The organism is Paenibacillus sp. ACRRY (assembly GCF_022346995.1).
GTDB lineage: Bacteria > Bacillota > Bacilli > Paenibacillales > Paenibacillaceae > Paenibacillus.
The window spans coordinates 1-19398 of record NZ_JAKRNM010000021.1 but is presented as its reverse complement, the minus strand read 5'-3'; the positions used below and the strand labels follow the sequence as shown (position 1 = coordinate 19398).

At 44.1% G+C, this 19398-nt stretch carries 23 protein-coding genes; 1 reads left to right on the top strand and 22 read right to left on the bottom strand.

Annotated features, from left to right (window positions below; all coding sequences use genetic code 11):
• Nucleotides 1-159: 159 nt before the first annotated feature.
• The 10 genes from MH144_RS29830 to MH144_RS29785 all read right to left on the bottom strand — a co-directional run bounded on the left by MH144_RS29830 (nt 160) and on the right by MH144_RS29785 (nt 8331).
• A complete protein-coding gene (locus MH144_RS29830) occupies nt 160-1176 on the bottom strand; it encodes a bifunctional glycosyltransferase family 2/GtrA family protein (protein ID WP_239305760.1) in 1017 nt (338 codons plus the stop codon).
• Nucleotides 1177-1178: 2 nt separating this feature from the next.
• Nucleotides 1179-2171 carry a phosphodiester glycosidase family protein gene (locus MH144_RS29825; RefSeq protein WP_239305759.1) on the bottom strand — a complete coding sequence of 331 codons (993 nt, stop codon included), beginning with the start codon at nt 2169-2171 and terminating at the stop codon, nt 1179-1181.
• A 241-nt stretch (nt 2172-2412) separates the two neighbouring features.
• Nucleotides 2413-3369: a radical SAM protein gene (locus tag MH144_RS29820; RefSeq protein ID WP_239305758.1), complete on the bottom strand. Its 957-nt coding sequence runs from the start codon at nt 3367-3369 to the stop codon at nt 2413-2415.
• 165 nt (nt 3370-3534) lie between these two features.
• Nucleotides 3535-4011, bottom strand: coding sequence for a YfbM family protein (locus MH144_RS29815; RefSeq protein WP_239305757.1), 477 nt, complete (start codon nt 4009-4011; stop codon nt 3535-3537).
• An 89-nt stretch (nt 4012-4100) separates the two neighbouring features.
• On the bottom strand, nt 4101-4775 hold the full coding sequence (locus tag MH144_RS29810; protein WP_239305756.1) for a hypothetical protein: 675 nt from the start codon (nt 4773-4775) through the stop codon (nt 4101-4103).
• A gap of 110 nt (nt 4776-4885) precedes the next feature.
• A complete protein-coding gene (locus MH144_RS29805; protein WP_239305755.1) occupies nt 4886-5458 on the bottom strand; it encodes a GNAT family N-acetyltransferase in 573 nt (190 codons plus the stop codon).
• A gap of 79 nt (nt 5459-5537) precedes the next feature.
• On the bottom strand, nt 5538-6194 hold the full coding sequence (locus MH144_RS29800; RefSeq protein WP_239305754.1) for a pyridoxine/pyridoxamine 5'-phosphate oxidase: 657 nt from the start codon (nt 6192-6194) through the stop codon (nt 5538-5540).
• Between the two features lie 450 nt (nt 6195-6644).
• Complete coding sequence (locus tag MH144_RS29795; protein ID WP_239305753.1) at nt 6645-7259, bottom strand: histidine phosphatase family protein; 615 nt, start codon at nt 7257-7259, stop codon at nt 6645-6647.
• Between the two features lie 34 nt (nt 7260-7293).
• The gene (locus tag MH144_RS29790) at nt 7294-7701 is read right to left on the bottom strand and encodes an Imm7 family immunity protein (protein ID WP_239305752.1); all 408 of its coding nucleotides are present in this window, start codon (nt 7699-7701) and stop codon (nt 7294-7296) included.
• 93 nt (nt 7702-7794) lie between these two features.
• Nucleotides 7795-8331: a DUF2569 domain-containing protein gene (locus tag MH144_RS29785; protein WP_181429713.1), complete on the bottom strand. Its 537-nt coding sequence runs from the start codon at nt 8329-8331 to the stop codon at nt 7795-7797.
• 327 nt (nt 8332-8658) lie between these two features.
• On the opposite strand from MH144_RS29785, the gene MH144_RS29780 reads away from it, so the two are divergent.
• Nucleotides 8659-9597: a hypothetical protein gene (locus tag MH144_RS29780; RefSeq protein WP_239305751.1), complete on the top strand. Its 939-nt coding sequence runs from the start codon at nt 8659-8661 to the stop codon at nt 9595-9597.
• On the opposite strand, the gene MH144_RS29775 is transcribed toward MH144_RS29780, so the two are convergent.
• From MH144_RS29775 to MH144_RS29720, 12 genes are all read right to left on the bottom strand, one after another.
• Nucleotides 9594-9911, bottom strand: coding sequence for an RNA polymerase alpha subunit C-terminal domain-containing protein (locus tag MH144_RS29775; protein WP_239305750.1), 318 nt, complete (start codon nt 9909-9911; stop codon nt 9594-9596). The two genes, MH144_RS29780 and MH144_RS29775, sit on opposite strands and share 4 nt — an antisense overlap.
• 27 nt (nt 9912-9938) lie before the next feature.
• Entirely contained in the window at nt 9939-10268 is a 330-nt protein-coding gene (locus MH144_RS29770) for a DUF3024 domain-containing protein (protein WP_239305749.1), read from the bottom strand.
• A 92-nt stretch (nt 10269-10360) separates the two neighbouring features.
• A complete protein-coding gene (locus MH144_RS29765; RefSeq protein WP_239305748.1) occupies nt 10361-11368 on the bottom strand; it encodes a phosphotransferase in 1008 nt (335 codons plus the stop codon).
• A gap of 70 nt (nt 11369-11438) precedes the next feature.
• Nucleotides 11439-12173 (bottom strand): alpha/beta hydrolase family protein, encoded by a 735-nt coding sequence (locus tag MH144_RS29760; RefSeq protein ID WP_239305747.1) that lies wholly within the window; start codon nt 12171-12173, stop codon nt 11439-11441.
• Nucleotides 12170-12787, bottom strand: a complete 618-nt coding sequence (locus MH144_RS29755; protein WP_239305746.1) for a hypothetical protein — start codon at nt 12785-12787, stop codon at nt 12170-12172. Before MH144_RS29755 ends, MH144_RS29760 begins: the two co-directional genes overlap by 4 nt.
• The gene (locus MH144_RS29750) at nt 12784-13818 is read right to left on the bottom strand and encodes an alpha/beta fold hydrolase (protein ID WP_239305745.1); all 1035 of its coding nucleotides are present in this window, start codon (nt 13816-13818) and stop codon (nt 12784-12786) included. Before MH144_RS29750 ends, MH144_RS29755 begins: the two co-directional genes overlap by 4 nt.
• A 56-nt stretch (nt 13819-13874) precedes the next feature.
• Nucleotides 13875-14387, bottom strand: coding sequence for a DUF4275 family protein (locus MH144_RS29745; RefSeq protein WP_239305744.1), 513 nt, complete (start codon nt 14385-14387; stop codon nt 13875-13877).
• Nucleotides 14388-14432: 45 nt separating this feature from the next.
• Nucleotides 14433-14984: an NUDIX hydrolase gene (locus MH144_RS29740; RefSeq protein ID WP_239305743.1), complete on the bottom strand. Its 552-nt coding sequence runs from the start codon at nt 14982-14984 to the stop codon at nt 14433-14435.
• A 153-nt stretch (nt 14985-15137) separates the two neighbouring features.
• Complete coding sequence (locus MH144_RS29735) at nt 15138-15815, bottom strand: ABC transporter ATP-binding protein (RefSeq protein WP_239305742.1); 678 nt, start codon at nt 15813-15815, stop codon at nt 15138-15140.
• Nucleotides 15812-16939 carry an ABC transporter permease gene (locus tag MH144_RS29730; RefSeq protein WP_239305740.1) on the bottom strand — a complete coding sequence of 376 codons (1128 nt, stop codon included), beginning with the start codon at nt 16937-16939 and terminating at the stop codon, nt 15812-15814. Before MH144_RS29730 ends, MH144_RS29735 begins: the two co-directional genes overlap by 4 nt.
• A gap of 65 nt (nt 16940-17004) precedes the next feature.
• Nucleotides 17005-18381 (bottom strand): sensor histidine kinase, encoded by a 1377-nt coding sequence (locus tag MH144_RS29725; protein WP_239305738.1) that lies wholly within the window; start codon nt 18379-18381, stop codon nt 17005-17007.
• Entirely contained in the window at nt 18378-19055 is a 678-nt protein-coding gene (locus tag MH144_RS29720; protein ID WP_239305737.1) for a response regulator transcription factor, read from the bottom strand. Before MH144_RS29720 ends, MH144_RS29725 begins: the two co-directional genes overlap by 4 nt.
• Between the last annotated feature and the right edge of the window lie 343 nt (nt 19056-19398).

Below are 19398 nucleotides of genomic sequence, written 5' to 3'. Positions count from 1 at the left end.
GATCCTCCTATTCAAGTTCAGATTGACACTGTATTTAGCGATTCGACGACGGATAAAATGACACTCTACCTCAACACTCCCATCGTACCTTATAACACCGTCATTATGAAATGGTTGGAAACAAAAAAAGAGCAAGCATCTGCTCACTCTCTTTTTGTATTAATAGACAAACCTGCGCTGTGCCCAATAACTGAACAGGAAAACAGATACTTCCGTCAATACCTTGGCCGCGATCAAGGGGATGATCAGTTTTTCGTTATAGAAATATAGCAGGCCATAGTTCAATAAGAGCACCAGAATGACCAAAGAGAAGTATTTGGGCAAAGACTGGCGTACCTTCGACGTTCTTCCCCCGGCCGAAAATACGTACTTCCGGTTGATCGTGTAGTTAAAAATGGAACTGCATAACCTTGCTGTAACAACCGACAGAAATAGATTATGAGTGAAATACTGGATGACAAACAGTAATCCAAAATCGATCAGCGCGGACAGTACCGATGACGTACTGAACATGAGAATTGGCATATAAATGCGAAACGAGTCTACCAGCGGGCGAAAATGAGAGGATTTGTTATGATCCAGATATACGGTGTCAATAAACTCCTCTGTGATTTCGTATCCCTCTTTGCGTGCGGTTAATAACATGTTCATCTCATACTCAAAACGATCCCCCGGGATCTGGCATAACCAGTCCAGCATTGAATAGGGAAAACCACGCAAACCGGTCTGTGTATCATATACTTTAGTCCCCGTTGTGAGAGAGAAAACCGCTCGTGTGACGGTATTGCCGAAACGACTGCGTGCAGGAATCGTACCACTGAAGCGGCGGCTCCCGAGTACAATGCCTGGTGTGGTTTGCTCCAGCAGCACATCGAAGATACGCCGGATATCATGCGGCAGATGCTGGCCGTCACTGTCAGCACAGACGACGCCACCTTGTGGTCCGAATTCCTTGATGTACTGGAAGCCTGTCTTCAGTGCTCGTCCCTTGCCGAGATTCACAGGATGAGTCAGCACGGTGCATCCATACGCCTCAGCTGTCTCGAAAATCCCTCGGAATTCCTGGCCGCTGCCATCATCCACAATCACAATAGGCCCCAATTGAAACGTCTGCAATTGCAAAATTAGATTTAATAAACGAACATCCGGTTCGTAGGATGGAATTAATATGGTCATGATCATTGTCCCTCCTTGAGGTAAAGGATGTCACTTACGCCGCGTTCCTGATTTCGGCCCAGAGGATTATTCACGACTCTGCCCATGAAATACATCGTGGATGATCCGCCACCGTCCAGGTTATAGGCCTCTGTTGCTCCTAGGCCCTTCATCACGTCCGCGAGCTCTGCCAGCGTCATCCCCCGGCTGTCATCCTGCCTTCCATCCACGACAACAAACACATAATGATTCGGGGCAATCATACCGATCGCCGTTCTCGGATTCGCATCCTGAATGGAACGATTACCGAAGTTGTTATCGATTTTCACACTGCTAAAGTCACTTACGATCTCTCCGTCCTGAATCAAAATGGGTCCAAACGACAGCGTATTGGTTGCACCTTCGGCCAGCAGCTCCGAAGAGGAAACTTCCGTCTCGTTATACGTCTTCATCGTCCCATCAGCGAACAGTGCCATCGCATCACGAACCGGATCATCCCGGTATACCGTACCGTTGCGAATAATTACGCCATCACTACGAAAACCGTAGTAATCACCATTAATGGCGAAAATCGCGTTGTTCGCTGCTGCAATCTCTGAGGTGTTTTCCGTAATATTGGTGCCGAAGCTGTTATCCGCCAAAGCCGATTTCAGACTACTTGCATCCGTCATCTGCACATCTGCGACGTAATACGTAATCTGATCTGCACCGGAGCCGGTCTGCACCTTCTCGATGTTCACCTGCATATCGTCACTGGAATAGTTCCAGTCATCTGAGGTTGCATTGACCTCTGCCGCTACGGTTGACGTATCGTTTGCACTGCTGCTAGTGGCCGACGCATTATCATCCGCCACGACCACTTCCACATGTCGGATCAGGTAACGGTCAGCCAGACTGTAGACAATTCCGCCGATTCCAAGGATAACGACAAACGTGGCAATGAGCCATTTACGCCTTTTATTTGGGTTTGGTTTTCTATGTGAATCTTTCGGATTGGGTCTATCATACATTCTCATCATTGAAGCCACCTCTTCATCATCTAAGTTCTTAAGGCCATGATAGGCGGGATAGCTTAAATGAATCTGAAACCTGTCGAAGGCAAAAAAAGGTTACCTGTTCCTCTCCGGAATCAGGTAACCTTTGAACCATTTCATGATAAATCGGTTGTACACGATAAGAACTCGTAATGGCATAAATGGACAATGTGCTAAACTCATTTTCAATCATGGAGACTCGATATGGTTCATTTACTATTCACTACTCACCTGCAAATAGTACATCGTACGCAGGACATGGCCGCTTCTCCAGAAAATCCGCTAATGCGGGCGGCTGCTTGGCATAAATTTCGTTCAATGATGTACCTTGGTAGATGTTCCCGATCACAACCGGATGACAAAGCTCACAGATGAGAATGTCCCCGTTGCCATGTAAATGCAGCTGTTTCGTCCCGTCCACACAATTGGAAAAGTATACCCCTGGCTGCTCGTGTAGCCCCAACAAATCAGCAAAGCGATCCATGCAGGTAAAATAGATGGTTGTATCTTCCTTCTTGTGTTCAATCAGCTCATTTACGGATCGAACGAGTGATTCCTTGGAAACAATGTTGCTCCAATCGCTGTGCGGCATCACGATACTGTTCTGAATCTCGTGAATCCGTACACCCAGATCATAGACCTTTTTGCTAATGGCCAGCATGTTCGCTTGTGTTCCCTCAAACAGCAGGGTTTCCAGCACCGTCTCCAGTCCAGCTTCCGTACACAACCGGATATTCCGCTCCAGCCTCTCATACATGCGGGGATGAACACGATAATAAGCGGAATAGACATTCGCATCGGTATAGTTGAACGAAATATGAATATTGGACAACCCTGCATCACGCAACGCAAGAATTCGCTCTTCCGTCAGTAAACTGGCGTTTGTATTCAATTGCGTATCAATTCCATGAGCTGCACAATACGTTACAATATCCAGACAATCCTGATACTTGAGGGTTACTTCTCCCCCGGACAAACGCACGCGTTTCAACCTCGGGAGCTCACCGATGATCCGAATAACTTCCTGTGCATCAATACATTGTCCATCGTCCCGATTATAGGCACAGCAATAGTCACACTTGAAATTGCAATTGGAAGTCACCCCGACCTCCAGTCCCTCCAGCTCGTATACACCGGGTGTTTCCAGCTCGAGTGATTTATATCTGTTTTTTGCGGTCAATTCCATATACCTCCTGATTCCCTTATCCCATGTTATTACAACCTGGAGATTATAGCGGAAGCATAAAGGGTTCGGATATGACATTATGTACGCTGAGTCCGATAAAAAAATAAAACCCATCTCTCCGATCAGCGGGAGTGGGTAAGATTCGTACACGCATTTAGATTAGATAAGATAAAATATGATGCCTTGCCCTTGGGAAGCTGCCTTTTGGTAGAACGCTTCGATGTTATCCAGATTCATTTTGAGATACTCCCAGAATCCTTCTATGTCCTCCTCTGAGAAAAGCGGGTAAATCTTCTCTTTCACGAACGTTTCACTTGTGTATTTTTTTCTGAGTTCCTCTGGTGTCAATGCATTAAGATATGTAGCGGCCTCTCTCACTTGCTCATCATGGAGATAGAACGCACCAAAACTCAAGAAATTCAGAAACTGGTCATCCAATAAAGGTACAACATATCCTTCGGGAGGATTACCATTGTCCGATTGGTTGCATAACAGGAAGTGAACGCCCTCCCAGGATCTATCAATATCCAGCCCTTCATAATCGTTCCGATTCAACTCTTGAAATAACCGTTTTCCCTGTGAGAGCTCCAGGATCTCCGCTTGAGATACCGCCATATACTGCCCGATTATTGCCATCCTTGTTACCTCCTTAGTACTTAAAAGATAATTAAGTAATATGCAACTCTACTGCTGCTACTTGCTATCATTAATATGATCAGAATCAACTAAAATTTGCACGTTACTGATTTCAGAGATTTAATTGCCTCATTCATCAAAAAAGGTTCTGTTATCCACCTTCGCGGGTGTGAAAAGCGTCCCTTCTTATCAACAGCACATACTCTACGATCTTTAACAGACTCCGACCAATTGATGACCTTAGACATCTTATCTTCAAATACTTTATCTACAAATCCCATTATTACAAACCGTGACTTGTTGCATTCTGCCAAAAATGAATCTTCAGAATGAGTTATAGGGTCTTCAAGTAATGCCATTAATTCACTTGATATGACTTGTTTTGCTCGATTATGATATACTTCTGCTTTTAGTCCAACAGGTTGTCGAATATTAGAAAGGTTGTAAACACGTAAAATACCACTGATCATGGATTGGTCCTCATAACTACATTTGATTGCCTTAATTATGTTTCGCATAGTCAAGTCTGCGTAATCATCTACCTCAAATGTATCCAACGGGCTTGTGCCGTTTTTAAAAGAAGTCCATTCTGGCGTCGTTGTTTTTAGTTCAAAACTTCCTGGGTTTGTCATTATAACCATACCTAATTGGTCAGTAGATTCACCAAAGTGAACAGATGTATTATGTCTTATTAGTAATGTTTCATTATCATGGTTAACTCTCAACATAGATGCTGTGACACGTTCTGGATATTTTCTTCCCATTTAAACTATACCGCCCTTCAGGAAAATTTTATCTGCAGAGTCTTGTAACCATCACATACCGTGCTAATAAAATTATTACTAAATAGATACATCCCCCTAACCTCAGTACTCTAAATGTCAATTGTATAATCAGATCTAATTATAGAGTACATCTTCAAGTCCCAAAGCTCATTTTTCACCTTCATATAATTTCGCAAAACACCCTCGAACTTCATGCCTACCTTCTCCATCACCTTGGCCGAACCTGTATTATCCACCATACATCTGGCTTGAATTCGCTCCAATCCTACTTCCTCGAATCCAAATTGGATGATCTTGCTTACGACTTCTGTCATAATGCCCTGATTCCAATACTGATCGGACAACACATAGCCCAATTCTACTCTCATACTATTGCTGTCACAGCCCAAATAATTGCAGCTGCCAATCAGCCTTTTGGACTGTTTATCCTCAATTCCCCAGGGTCCGAGCTTGTCTGCCTCATAACGGCTCAGTACAAAATCGATAAAACCCTTGGTATCCTCCTTACTCTGATGCGCATCCCACGTGGTGAATTCGGCAACGGCAGGAACCGAGCAATAGCTGTACATATCGTCCAGATCATCGTAGGTGAGAGGGCGAAGCAAGGTTCGTTCGGTTTCCAATACGGGAAATGGGTCAAAATAACTTTCAATCGTATTCATACATGTCCCTCCCTAGAATATTAGAATAAAGAAACATACTAAATCTCGTTTAGATAATGTACGTTCTTTCAATGTAAAATCATGGCCACAATCTGTGCTGCTTCCACTGCCCGTCCTCCAGCTCGTACCGAATTCGTGTATGCTTCCGCCCCGAATCCCCCTGCCAAAACTCCACTTCTCGAGCATTCACCGCATATAACCGCCAATGGGGCGTAACAACATCCGGGTCACGTTGAATCCGTTCCTTCTGAGCTTCAATGGAGCTATTCAGTAACTCCTCGCTCTCCAATTCCTGACTTTGGCACCCTGTCATGGCAGCTGCTCTGGCTCCAGCCGAGCGTTTCCGGAAATCATCTTCTCCTGCTTCATCTCCCATATCCGCGGTTGTACCCCTTATACGAATCTGTCTCCCGAGCGCAGGCCAATAAAATGTCAGTGCCACATGCGGGTTATCCTTCAACTGCCTTCCTTTCCGACTCTCGGAACTGGATGCAAAGTAAAATGCCTCATCTATGACATTTTTTAAAATTAATACGCGCGCATCCGGATAACCATCTTGATCCACCGTTGAAATTGTCATGGCATGAGGTTCCTTCACATTGGCCTTAATCGCCACTTGCAACCAGTCCAACAATAACTCCCCAGGACGCTCCGGCAAATGATGGATGTCCCAAGGAGGGAAAGGCCCAGACAATGCATGCAAGCTCCGCAACAACTCACTCGAATCAACCCTCATATGATCACTCCCACCTTCCAATTCATTCCATTGTAGCGCAATTGTAATGTACTGGAAACAGAGATTTTTTAGAGTGAATACAAAAAAATATCGTCATAACTGAGACGGCATATTTGCTCAACTTATAAATACGTTCTGTTAAGGCTTTAGCTTAATTGACCTTCTGGTTAACTAGAGAATATCTATTTCTTACTCTTAATATTCACCCTAATAAATGCAGCGATCGCCATAATTCCTGCTGATACAGATGACCTTGTTTTCAATTGTGCAATATCTGAAAAATCTGTGGGCGGATTAAACAGCATGATACATAAATAATATAAATACACGACTATAGAGATAACCAGGACTACATTTGCAATTCTTTTTTTCAACAAAATTGATCCCTTTCTTGTATGATTTCAACTATCATTTGTCTCTACCTAAGAGTTCTCCTCCTCTGAACCAAATTCAACCCAAATGGCTCACCATGTTCATACTGCTCAATCTCCAACCGTTTACATTCTTCTCCATCGTGTGCATACTGGTATGATCGATCGGATGAAAGTTGGATTTATTGCTCCACTCCCGCTTATCGAGCAGATAATAGAGGATATTAATCACTCCGCCGTGCGTAATCAACAGAACGTTGGACTGTATCTTTTGTTCCTCCATGTCTCTGCAGAGTGTATCGAAAGATGCACAGATTCTGTTATAAAAATTCCGTGGACTTTCTCCTCCTGGAAAAGGAGAATCCATCTCAAGAGCATTGAAATAAACTCCTGGGTAATTCTTTTCAGCCTCCTCATGGAGCATGCCTGCCAAATATCCATTATTCATCTCTCGCCAATCTTTCACCAAGCTACTCGGAATATTTAATTTCTTCTCAACCTCCCTAGCCGTCTGTACTGCACGAGGAAGATCACTACTTATAATCGTATGGATATCATACTGCTCGGCATGATGATGCAAATAATTACCTAGTTGTTCTGATTGAATAATCCCTTGTTCCGTGAGCCCTCGCTGGCTCCATCCACCTCGATACCCTTCATCATCCTCGCCGTGTCTTACCAGAAAGATCTTCAAGGCTATTCCTCCTTAACCTGTGTTTTAGCTAGTTTTAATCATCTCTAGACGGATCATATGAATCCTCTACTGCTGGTATGTAAGGTGACAAGAACGGATCTTTCACTTTCTCCAGCTTCCCACGTGCCAACTTCCATACTACAAATTGATTTTCATTGATATCATCTCCAGCCTCATCATCATGAACATATAGGAGTCCATAAGCCCCCGGTAAATGAGTTGCAATCCATTCAAAAATCTCAAGAACATACACTGCATAATGATTGTGCAGCCCTGTTATTAAAAATGAATCCTGACCGTTATATCTCTTAATTATGGATAGATTCATCTTGTCAGTTTCCTTGATGTATTGTTCGAATTGTAAAAAAGCCTCTTCTTGCAGTTGTTCATTCGTATCATGTGTATGATATCTCAGAACAGCCCACCCATGAAATTCATACATAAGGTAATTCTCCTTTATGTCTATCAAATTTGCTAAAAAAACCCCGACCTCAGATGGTTTTTATCCAAGATCGGGGCCTTTGGTTCTTACAATTTAATTTACAAAAGTATTACGAACTCGGACTGATTTGATAAAATAAGGAATCCAGATTGCGCAAGTGAGAACTGACTTCGCAATTTCTCTCATCGAGCTTCCATCCTCAAGATCACTCGCCATCGGAATCTGAAGTAACAACAGATAATCAATGATACCCACGACCAAACTGACACTATAGAAGATAATCATAAGACGTGGCAAAATAGCCTTTTTACTATAAAATGCAAAGACCGTATACAAACTAAACAATAGAAATAGCACGTTATATACCAGTTCAAAAATGAGTACAGGTCCCCATAACGGATGATAATAATCTGATTGTTTGGAAGTTAGCAGCTCCCATGTTTCTGTCGTAAATATGGGCACGATTTGTTGAATCAATTGCACTGCGAGCAGAACAATCGTAAGAAGGAGACCAATTTGGATGAGGATCAGCCATCCTCCTAATCCCGACACGCCCAGTGGTCGATAGTCTCTCTTCTGCTCTTCAATAGGTGGTTCCACGGATAACACGTCCTTATACTGTTTTGTCATTCTGAGATGAATCATTTCTCATCATTTTCAAACCTACATTGCCCCTACCTTTCCTTACTTCTCGTACGTTCTATGTACTAACTCCTTCATTACAAATACGTTCCTCACCTTCCTCGATTATAAAAATTTACACAGCTTCCTTATTATACTACAAGCTAAAATAAACTAATACAGCATATCAACCATCCATTAATTCCACAATGTAGAGGTAAAAGAAGACCTCTTCGCTATACTTATGCCATGTTCAGCCCTTCATTTGTACGTCATAATTTACTTCATCAAGTGCAGATGTAGACTCTGCATAACGGAATGAAGGAGGACAAGGATATGTCCAAACGAAACATAAAACTAATGCCTTTTGCTGATCTATCAGCATATATGGATGGCTTCGAGATCGTTTCCACGCAGTGGGGTGCCGATGGGAAGGTGTACGTTCTGTTAATAAATCAAGTGCCGGAGAGAGAACGGGACATGTTCGTTCAGACCCATTTAAATCAAACCTACACCTACAAAGTGCTGATTGTATCTGAGCAACATGTAGAAGATGTCGTGATCTGGGGACAAACCTACAATTATCATTATGTACAGCCGCTGAATGATCATCTTTTGCTTGTCGGTGCGCGATGTACCTATTATGGCAATGATCAGTATGACCTGAATGCCAGAGTGTGTGATATGAATGGAAAGCCAATTCGGGATTTTCTGTTAGGAGACGGGATTCAGAGTGTTCAGGTGACAAAAAATGGAACGATCTGGACCAGTTACTTTGATGAAGGTATATTTGGCAATTACGGATGGATCGATCCGGTTGGTTCCTGCGGTCTGCTGGCCTGGGATGAGCAAGGTAACAAACTCTATGAAAACCGCGTAGCTGATATCGCCGATTGTTACGCAATTAATGTCGTGAATGAGGGTCAGGTCTGGTTTTATTATTACACCGATTTCGAATTGGGTTGTATCTCAGGGGGGACCGTGGATTCCAAGGTCACGTTTGTGAAACCGAGCATATCCGGCTCTTCCGGATTCAGTACGGATGGTTATCACTTTTTGTTCGATGCCGGATACGGTAAACACGGGACGTTTGTTCTCAAAAAAATGGATAAGCCAGGACGACTGACGAAGGGGCAAAAGATTGAATTGGTTAACGAAGCCAATAAACCATTGAAACAGGCACGGCAGGATTTTCGTGAGCAGCGACTGCTCCTTAGCGAAGGGAATTTACTGTACCAGCTGACAATCGAAGAGCTGATTTCTAGTCTAGATTAATGGTCATGGAGCGGAGAGGGTAATCTCGCAAAGGACAAACCCTCTTCCTCCAGTGCTTGTCTAAGTTTCGGGATCACAGACGGCCCTATGCCATGAAGCTTCAGGATCTCTTTCTCGGTATATTTTGAAAGTTCAGCCAACGTTGTAATCCCTTCATTTTCTAAGGCACGTCTGGCAGGAGCAGACAATAAGGCCAGAAATCCTTCTTTCGGTTTACGTTCAGATTCGCAGGTCGGACAAGTTGGGCAGTCACTTTTTTTGTAATACGAGTGTCCGTGTTCACATGTTCTTCGTGTTCCTTTGTCGTTTGTCATACTTTTACCTCACCTCGCACTGTTAAGTTATCTCCAAAACAACCCGTTGTGGCCTTGGTCCACAATCTCCAACTGTTTTTCAAAGTCATCCACAGGTTCTATATCATCAACGAAATGCCATTTTTCTTTACTATCTCTCCAGTATACCTTCCATTGGTCCTTATCCAATCTGAACTGAGCAATGGGTAGTTGCACCCATACATCAAGTTGAAAGGCTTTTCTCTCTTCAATTAATGTTACATTATTACCCCTTATTGAATAACTAATTTTAATCTGTGTTTTCACATGTTCGGATACAGCATTTTGTACATATTGGTCCATAATTTTTATAATTCGTTTCTTCGTAAAATCATCCATAGTTAAACGATCCCTTCGTTTGGCAACTTATTATAGTTTTCTTGATTTAAATATATCTTGTCATACAATTATTTTATCGAACGCTGTAGGTTTTAACTATTCATCCAACTTTCAACCTCTGGGATTATACGATCATATCGTTTTAAGTCCTCTATAGTACCTATAACTTGTGCTGTTCCCATTCGCTGTTCATCTTGATCTGTACATTCAATCCACAACGAACGTTTTAGGCTATATTCGAGCCAGTCTAACTTTCCAAGAAAACCACTTTCCAAAACCATACGCCAGTCGGCACTTAAGCAGCTCACTCGTTTACGATATCCATTGATAAAGGTTGAGAATCTGTCTTTGTCTACATTCCCAGTGTTGTCTACAGACCAATACATAGCTGTTTCCATCAAATCATGCATGGGGTTGATGTTGCCTGCTGATTCCCAATCAATAATGATTGGGCTATTCTGCTGCCACATCACATTCTTGGGCTCCAAATCTCTGTGACTAATCACTGTATCTGAAGATAGGAGTTGCGATGATCTCTTTGCCCTGGCATTCCACTCATACAACTGTTGGATCGTTGAATCTAGAAGCTCATTCCATTCCAGTCTCTCATTTTTTCCTTTGTTCAGATAAAAAGCCCAGTCTGTTTCTTTCGAAACATCCATTTGTGGCCTTGCCATATCAAGTTGTGAGAAATCGATCTTATGCAAATCCGCAAGAATCGTACCCATTTGATCACAATGCTCGTTGGTAACTTCATTATGCTCTAGACTTCGACCATCAATCCAATCGAATATAAGATAGAATTGATTATCTATGTTATGGATCGAAGAGTTATTAATTCTTTTTGCTGGTTGTACAGGGACATGTTTATTCGCCATATTTGCTATTTTCTCTGAATTCATATAATTTTGCACAGCTTCAGACCTATTCATAATCTGTGGATTCAATGCCTTAATTGCAAATTTATCTTTTCTTGTCTCTATGACATACATTCGATGTAAGAGTCCACCCGATATTGGTTTGGGTGTACTTATCAACTTACCAAGAAGTAATTGATCGCACACTTTCTCAAAATTCAGATTATACTGAATATCGCTCATAACGTTACATACCTTCCGTTAATCATTATTGTCTCACATAAGTATCTGTTAAAAGCCCGCGAACAATGTTTTACCGTTCTACCTGAACATTTTTCTCCAACCACTCTTTTGCTTCTTGCAGCATCCCCAACGTTATTTGATGATTTACGCCTGCATACTCAACGAATTTAAGTGATGTTTGAATATCTTTTATAGACATGTGTTTCATAAAGCATCGCTGGCTTTCGATAGAAATGGTTGTATCTTCTTTTCCATGCAGCAAGAGGAATGCTTGGTCATTAGAACCGTCAATATTGAACAAAGGATCATATTTCCCGATATTTTCGGCTTCGATTGCACTTACCGGACTTCTCCCATCATGTTCACGAAAAATCTCCTCAGACCTTAACCAGGCACAAGAAGCATTCATGACCACTGCAGATTTTACATTTGAATTTGTCGCACAAACCCCACCTGCAATAAATCCACCAGCCGAATTTCCAATAATGCCTACAGGATGATCCGTATTCAGGATATCTGTAACAATAGTGCTTGCCTCTTCAACCGCTTGTATCACTACTGACCAAAAGTGTTGTTGTAAAATAACAGTATCAAAGTACGCTAGATTCCCACGTTCACCGTGGTGAGGTAGCTCAGGGATGACCACTTTGTATCCCCAGTCCGAGATCATTGATCCAAAAAACAGATAGTCTCGTATATTGGACCCCCAACCATGGTATAGGATGATTGTGCCTGCAGGCGGTAAGTACGGATCTATCTGTAAGCAAGGTACTCCAGCAATGGTACATTCATTTATTATTCTCATAATCCCTCCTTCAAGGATAGCGGGACTTCAATCGAATCCGTACCCATCATCCTTTTCCCATTCTCTTCTTTTGATCCCACTTCAATTCCAATTACTATCGATTCTGAAGTTGACATTGATATTTGCTCTGGAATCAAATCGATCATAACCGTTCCAGTTCCGCCTCCGGTTGGTACATAACTACGATCTCTTCCCACTTCAACCATCGTACGCCATGACGCGTCATTCCCTGAAGTCTTCCATGTTGATATATAAACCTCAGGTATTAATGTAAGTTGATTTCCCTGATAACTGCTTGTAATATTGGAAACCTGCCAATGATCAGGGATATAAAAAGCAACACCGCCCCAATCAAGTGGATCAATCTCTATTTCTGCAACAATCTGTATCTGCTCAAACTGTCCATGTTCTCCCTTTACAAACACGCTTCCCTTTGTTGACGTCTTTAAATGAGTAGAATCGGAACGCAAGTGAAAACTTCTGACTTGGACGATGTTTCCGTTAACTGTTGGTTCAATAGAAGATTTATCTTGGTTCAATTGCCATAACAACGTAATAACCAAAATGGATAGGAGCAGGACAAGGATAAACGTAGTTCTCCATTTCATCTTCATCTCTCATACAACTCCATCAACCACGCAGCGAACTGCTCCTTTTCCTCAAACTGAGGATAGTGTGCCGAATGTTCAAACACCTTGAACTCTTTGACTGGAGCCTCTAGTTCATCGAAATACTTCCTTGCCGCATTCACGGATGTCATATAATCGTATTTTCCCATGACAAAGTATGTCGGAATCTCCAGCTCTTCTACAAGGTCGGGTAAGTGATGGCCTGATTCCTCCTTCAAAAGCAATTCCTGGGTAGCCTGAATGCCCATGAAGTACCGAATGACATCCAGTGCATTGTATTCAGGACCCAACAGAAAGCCGAGTATATAATCCCTATTTTCATTGATCTGTCTAGCTGCACCGCCGTATTTGCGCACCATATTCCTTGGCGTATACTTCTCCCCTCGCTCAATAGAACCTCTTAGACGTTCCAGACTTGTCACGTCCTCTGCATGACCAGCCTGCTTCGCCTGAACAAGGGTGTAATCCAGACTGTCCAGCTCACTTTGCACGTGATCAGCAACTTGCCCAATACCGATGTAAGCATGGAATTTATCTGGTGCCTTGGCGGCAGCCTTCGTTCCTATGTATGTACCAAATGAATGACCGACCAAACTGACCTTATCTTGTCCAAGCTCCGCCGTCACATAATGGGTTAATGCCAATAAATCATCTACAAGCACATCCGTCGTCAACCCCGAATAATCCTCCAAAAAGTGATAAGACTTCCCACTTCCGCGTTGATCATAATGCACAATGGTAAAATGCTGTTCGAGTGCCTCCTGATACTTTCTGACATAAGGAATTTCGGAGCATCCCGGACCACCGTGTACAAAGATAAGGATGGGATTGTCCCGATCCGTTCCCCGAATCATAACCTCATGGCCTGCGCCGTTGATCTCAATCTGCCCCAACGTGCTAATACTGTTCTCTCCCCTGATTCCTGGTGTCCATGTTGGAAATATAAGTGAGAGTATAGCAATAAGCAAAATGACAACCAGGAAGCGTTTGGATATTGTAACGAGCTTCTTACGCATTGGGATATCTCCTTTTGCACAATGATTCGTTGAAATGGAATTCAGCTGATTAACGGTTACTTCGATGGGCTAATTTTATAAAAATAAGGCCCACACATGTCTTCGTGAGTATGTACATAGGTCCAGGTAAACTGGTGGTCAAAGATATAGATATCTTGTTCTGAATCAAAATCCGCTGCAACGACTGCATTCGCATTCTCATAGACCTGGATGAACGGCGTATGTTGATACATGACATATAAGTCATTTTTGAGCTCGGCATCAAAAGCATCTCGTGCTGCATCGCCCGCTAGACACACTTGTTTCTTATAACTAAACATATGCCATTTATATTCGCTGTAGTAGATCGCTTCTTTTGCCTCGTCATCCAGATTGCTGGCAAACACCTCATCCCACTGCCGAGTAATGCCCTCCGATTCCTCACACAGCTCCGTCACCTGAACGCCCTTATTCTCCAGATTTTGCTCAAACATATATCTACGATATACAAGCTCGATCCGCGAGTACGCCACATTCAGTTCACTTTCAGGCAAAACGTCTAACATCTTATCGATTTGTTCTCGAATCATGTTGACCTCCGTTTAGAATTAAATTAAGGATGTTGAACTTGAACATCACACCTGTTCCTTACGTTTATCTTCTTCCCGCAATACATAAGCCAATTGATACATCTCCGCAATATCATGTCTATTCTGATCCTGGAATCTCCGAATGGCTTCAGCAATCTCTACTACCTCTACGGCAACAACCTGCTCTCCATCCACCGGATTCAGCGGCTTACCTACAAGCTCAACATCTCCGTAACCAATCACTCTCACAAAATGAGGATGCGGAATATGTGGTCGATACGGTTCAGTGGCGCTGGATGTGCAATAGAACTGACCGAATATTCGATAGGACTGCAGCTCCGCGCCCAGCTCTTCCATCACTTCGCGCTTTAATGCATCCGGATATCTCTCTCCAGGTTCCAAGGTTCCTCCTGGCAGCTCCCATTTGCCATTATCCAGTTGAAACACGACGCACTGCTTCCCGACGAACGGGATAATGCTCACGTTGCTCACCAGCGCTTCATCCACGATATCGTTCATCCTGAACTCCGCTGACACCGTCCCCCAATGAATGGATGCACTCAGTGCCGGGAAATGTTTAATATTTAAGCTTTGCATCCGCACAGCCCCTCTCTAGATAAAGTAAAATCTTCCACTTCATTCTTTCTTCAATTATAGATGAAAGGATAGAAAAAAGGCCACCTTCCCTCTGGGGATAAGTGACCTTACAATCATAGATTCAGAGAACAATACTGTATCATGGCATTCGCCTTATTTGTGCACCAGTTTCCCGTTTTCCAAAAAGAGTACCCGATTACACAGCGGAAGAATCCGCTCATCATGCGTAACCATTACCGCACTCTTGCCCTGTTCTGCAACCAGCTTCTCAATCATGCCAACAATATCAAGCCCTCGTGCTGCATCCAGGCTGGCTGTCGGTTCGTCCGCCAGCAGCACAGCCGGATCATTCATCAACGCCCGCGCAATGGCAACCCGCTGACGTTCCCCGCCAGATAGTTTCTCAGCATATGCCTTACGACGGTGAGATAAACCTACCGTATGAAGCAACTCATCCACTCGCTTCAAAGCCTTGTTCTTGTCCGTTCCGGCAAGCTTCGCAACGACCATCAGCTGCTCTTCCACTTTCAGATAAGGAATGAGGTTGGCGCTTTGAAAAATAAAACCGAGCTGCTGAAGCCGCACATCGGAAATGTCCTGCTTATTTTTGCCCATGATGGATACACCATCAAGCAGAACCTGCCCCTCTGTTGGTTCAAGGAGTGCACCTGCAATGGACAGAAATGTACTTTTGCCTGACCCGGAAGGACCCATGACCGCGACCAGTTCCCCCTCGGCAACTTCAAGATCCAGCTGATCCAGAATCGTACGTTTGACTCCGCCATCCTCAAAGGTCTGTGTAATTCCCTGCAATATCAATCGGTTTCTCATGCTGCTGTCCTCCCAATCGCATCAAGTGCATCAATTTTGGTAACCTTCCAGACCGAGAACAACGAACCAGCCATAGACATGATTACAAATAAAATGCAGGTTAGTGCCAGGGTGGACAAGCCTAATTGAAACGGCATCGAAGCTGGCAGGATGGACTCAAACAGTCGGACCAGCAGAACACTGATCACCAAACTAGCGACGGACAGAAGCAATACTTGTAATGAGACACTGCCAGCCAGATACGCATTGCGCGTTCCGATGGCCTTCAAAATGCCAAATTGACTCGTTTTCTGAATGGTGATGACGTAGAAAAATACCGCGAGCACAAACGCCGAGATGACAAACAAAAAGGCAATCATCATGAGCAGCGAGCCCTGCTCTTCCTTATAGCCAGGAATGGCCGATACCGCCTCGGACTTCGTAATCACTTCCGCATTCGGCACTGCAGCACTCAGGCTGTCAACCTTCTCACCAGCATCCTTAATGGCAATGGCATTGTATGACGACGAAGCATTATTGCCCGCTGTATCTGGACTGGTACGCGAACTTCCTTGCAATGCAAGCCATTCCTGTTCATTCAGGAACACGACCGGCGAGTGGCTAAAGGACTCATTTTCCACAAATCCACCGACTGTCCACTCCGTACCCGACGCTTGATCCACCAGAATGGTCCCAATGGTCACGCCGGACTCTGACAGCTTTTGGTCCACTACAACTTGTCCGTCCTTCTGATCCGCAATCGAAACTCCTTCAGTGACGGTTGGCGCGAGCCAGCCTTCTGGGTTCACCATAAACAGAGTGACATCTATTTTCTTGGTGTCGTCAGCCGGGCTAACGGTTGTCATTTTCACACCCAGCGGCTCTGCATTATCTTGTCCTACCACTGAGCGCGACTGTTCAAGCTGATCCTGATTCACCTGGGACCGGGTAAAACGATGATTAGAATCCTGTTCGAGAACGAAATGGGTTGCTGCCATATTTTTGATCGACGCGGCGTTGTCATACGCCAGCCCCTGCGCAAGACCTGTAACAAACAGTACCAAAAATGAAACCAGTACCATAATGGTAGCAATTAACGCATACCGCCCTTTGGCAAACCTCATCTCTCTAATAGCCAAGTACATATCTCTGACCTCCTCTTGATAAACCAAGTATAGGAGGTGAAAATGAACGGCAAATGAATAACAGATTACATCTGCGGAAGAGTCACAGTGAAGACCGTACCTTCGGCCGAACTGGAGACTTCAATTGTACCGTCATGAATCCGGACAATTTTCTGCACAATGGCAAGCCCAAGTCCGGTTCGACCGGAAGAACGCTCCCGTGCGCGGTCCACCCTATAGAAACGATCGAACAGGAATGGCAGATGCTCTGCTGCAATCCCGTTTCCTGTATCCCGAATTTGGATTACACAGTAAGTATCGGTCTGCTCTGCTCGGATCTCGATACTTCTTCCTTGCGGAAGATGATTCACTGCATTGCCCAGCAGATTCATCCATACCTGCATGAGCAGTACTTCATTACCAACCAGCTGGATGGATTCGGGAATCGATATCCGGAGCAGCAGCTCTTTTTCTTCCAGCTGCCATTGCAGTACCTGAACGGCTTGACGGAATTGATCGCGCAGAGAGAATTCTTCTTTGGTCAGATCCTCTTGGCCTTGTTCGAGAGATGACAGCAGAAGCAGCTGTTTGCTGAGCAATGAGAGATGGCGGCTCTCTTCCTCAATAATGGATGCATAGTGCTCCCTTTCCTGTTCAGGAAGATCCCGATCTGAGAGCAGTTGGGCAAACCCCTGGATCGAGGTCAGTGGCGATTGAATCTCATGCGAGACGTTCGATACAAACTGTTGACGCGCCTGATCTACCCTTTCCAGTTCACGACTCATGGTCATAAAGTGCTGAGCAAGCTGCCCAATCTCATCACGTCTCTTCGTGGGCAATTTCAGATTATAGTTTCCCTGTACAATTCGCTTGGTCGCCTCCGACAGACGTTCAATTGGATTGACCAAGTAGCGCGTACTGATGAGAAAGATCAAGATACTAATACCTATCGTCATTGCCCCAATCAGTGCAAAAAAGATACGCAGTTCACCAAATTGCAAAATGACATCCGGGCGCATAAACAGGCCATAGCTTGTATTTCCTAACTGAAGTTGAACACCAACGGTATTGCTTAACTGATTGTCAAAGAAACCCGTAATAAAGGGTTTGCTTGGAAACTGGGCAACACCATGGTAGACCTCACCGTTTAGCACCATATCTACAGCTTGCTTGTCCAGATCCTTCTCGCGAAACTCACTACCGTAGAATTTATCAGTCCCCTTGCCATCTGTCACATAAATCTCGTAACCGAGAGCTGCGGCATTGTCCAGATACGGCTGCATCATGTCCGGCTCCCGCTCCACAAATTGCTTCATTTCCATGGCGATGCCTACCAGCTTCTCGTCATTGAAGGACTTAAGCTTCGCATGATAATAGATATTGGATAAAAGAAAACCCAGCATGCCGCTGACCACAATGACAGCGATCGTAATAAGGAAGACTCGAACATACAAAGTCCTCACCGGGTTTTCACCTCCATCTTGTAACCGATCCCCCGTACCGTATGAATGACAAAATCATCTGTATAATCGGCAAACCGATCGCGTAACCGCTTGATGTGCACATCCACCGTACGGTCATCCCCTTCGTAATCTGCGCCCCAGACAAGCCTAATTAATTCATCCCGCGAGAATAAACGACCTGGATATTGTGCCAGCTGGGAGAGCAGCTCGAACTCCTTCATGGGCAAAAACAGAATAGATTGACCATCAGATACCTCCACATTATTCCGGTCAATTACGATGCGATTCATGCGAATGATATCACTTGACGTGCGATGATAACGGCGAAACAGTGCCTTGACCCTGTAGATCAGCTCTTCGGGTTCGAACGGCTTCGTCACATATTCATCCGTGCCTTTCAGGTAGCCCTCCCTCTTGTCGGATAGCTGATCCCTTGCCGTTAGCAGCATGATCGGTATGTCATACTGCTGCCGGATGAAATCACATAGCTCCAGACCATCCATGCCTGGCATCATCACGTCCAGGATCGCCAGATCAATTGGCGTTTCTTTGATCAGTTCAATTGCTTCCATCCCATCCTTCGCTTCATGCACCCTATACCCCTCTTTGGTCATGACATGCCGAAGGAGTGCTCTAATGTTGGCGTCATCGTCCGCCAGAAGCAGATGTTTCATATGGTTGTCCGCCCCTCTGTTTCTAAGTTGAATGTATAATGATCATATCCATTGGTTCGAATTTTTGTAACGAGTACTTCCGCACATGGATCCTGCACAGATGGTAGCACAAAAGCAAAGGCGTTCGCCAGCACATACCACTGGAAGCAATGCTTTCGTGTTTATATTTACTTGAATCTGGTTGACACTATTATTAGGCACATCTATAATAAAATCATAACATATGAACGAACGCTCATATATTCATTCGATTAATTAGATTCATGCAAGGGATATTCTAAGCCACAATAGCAATCATCATTATTACATAACGGAGCCATGCTTCAAAGGAGAGGATCTCGTA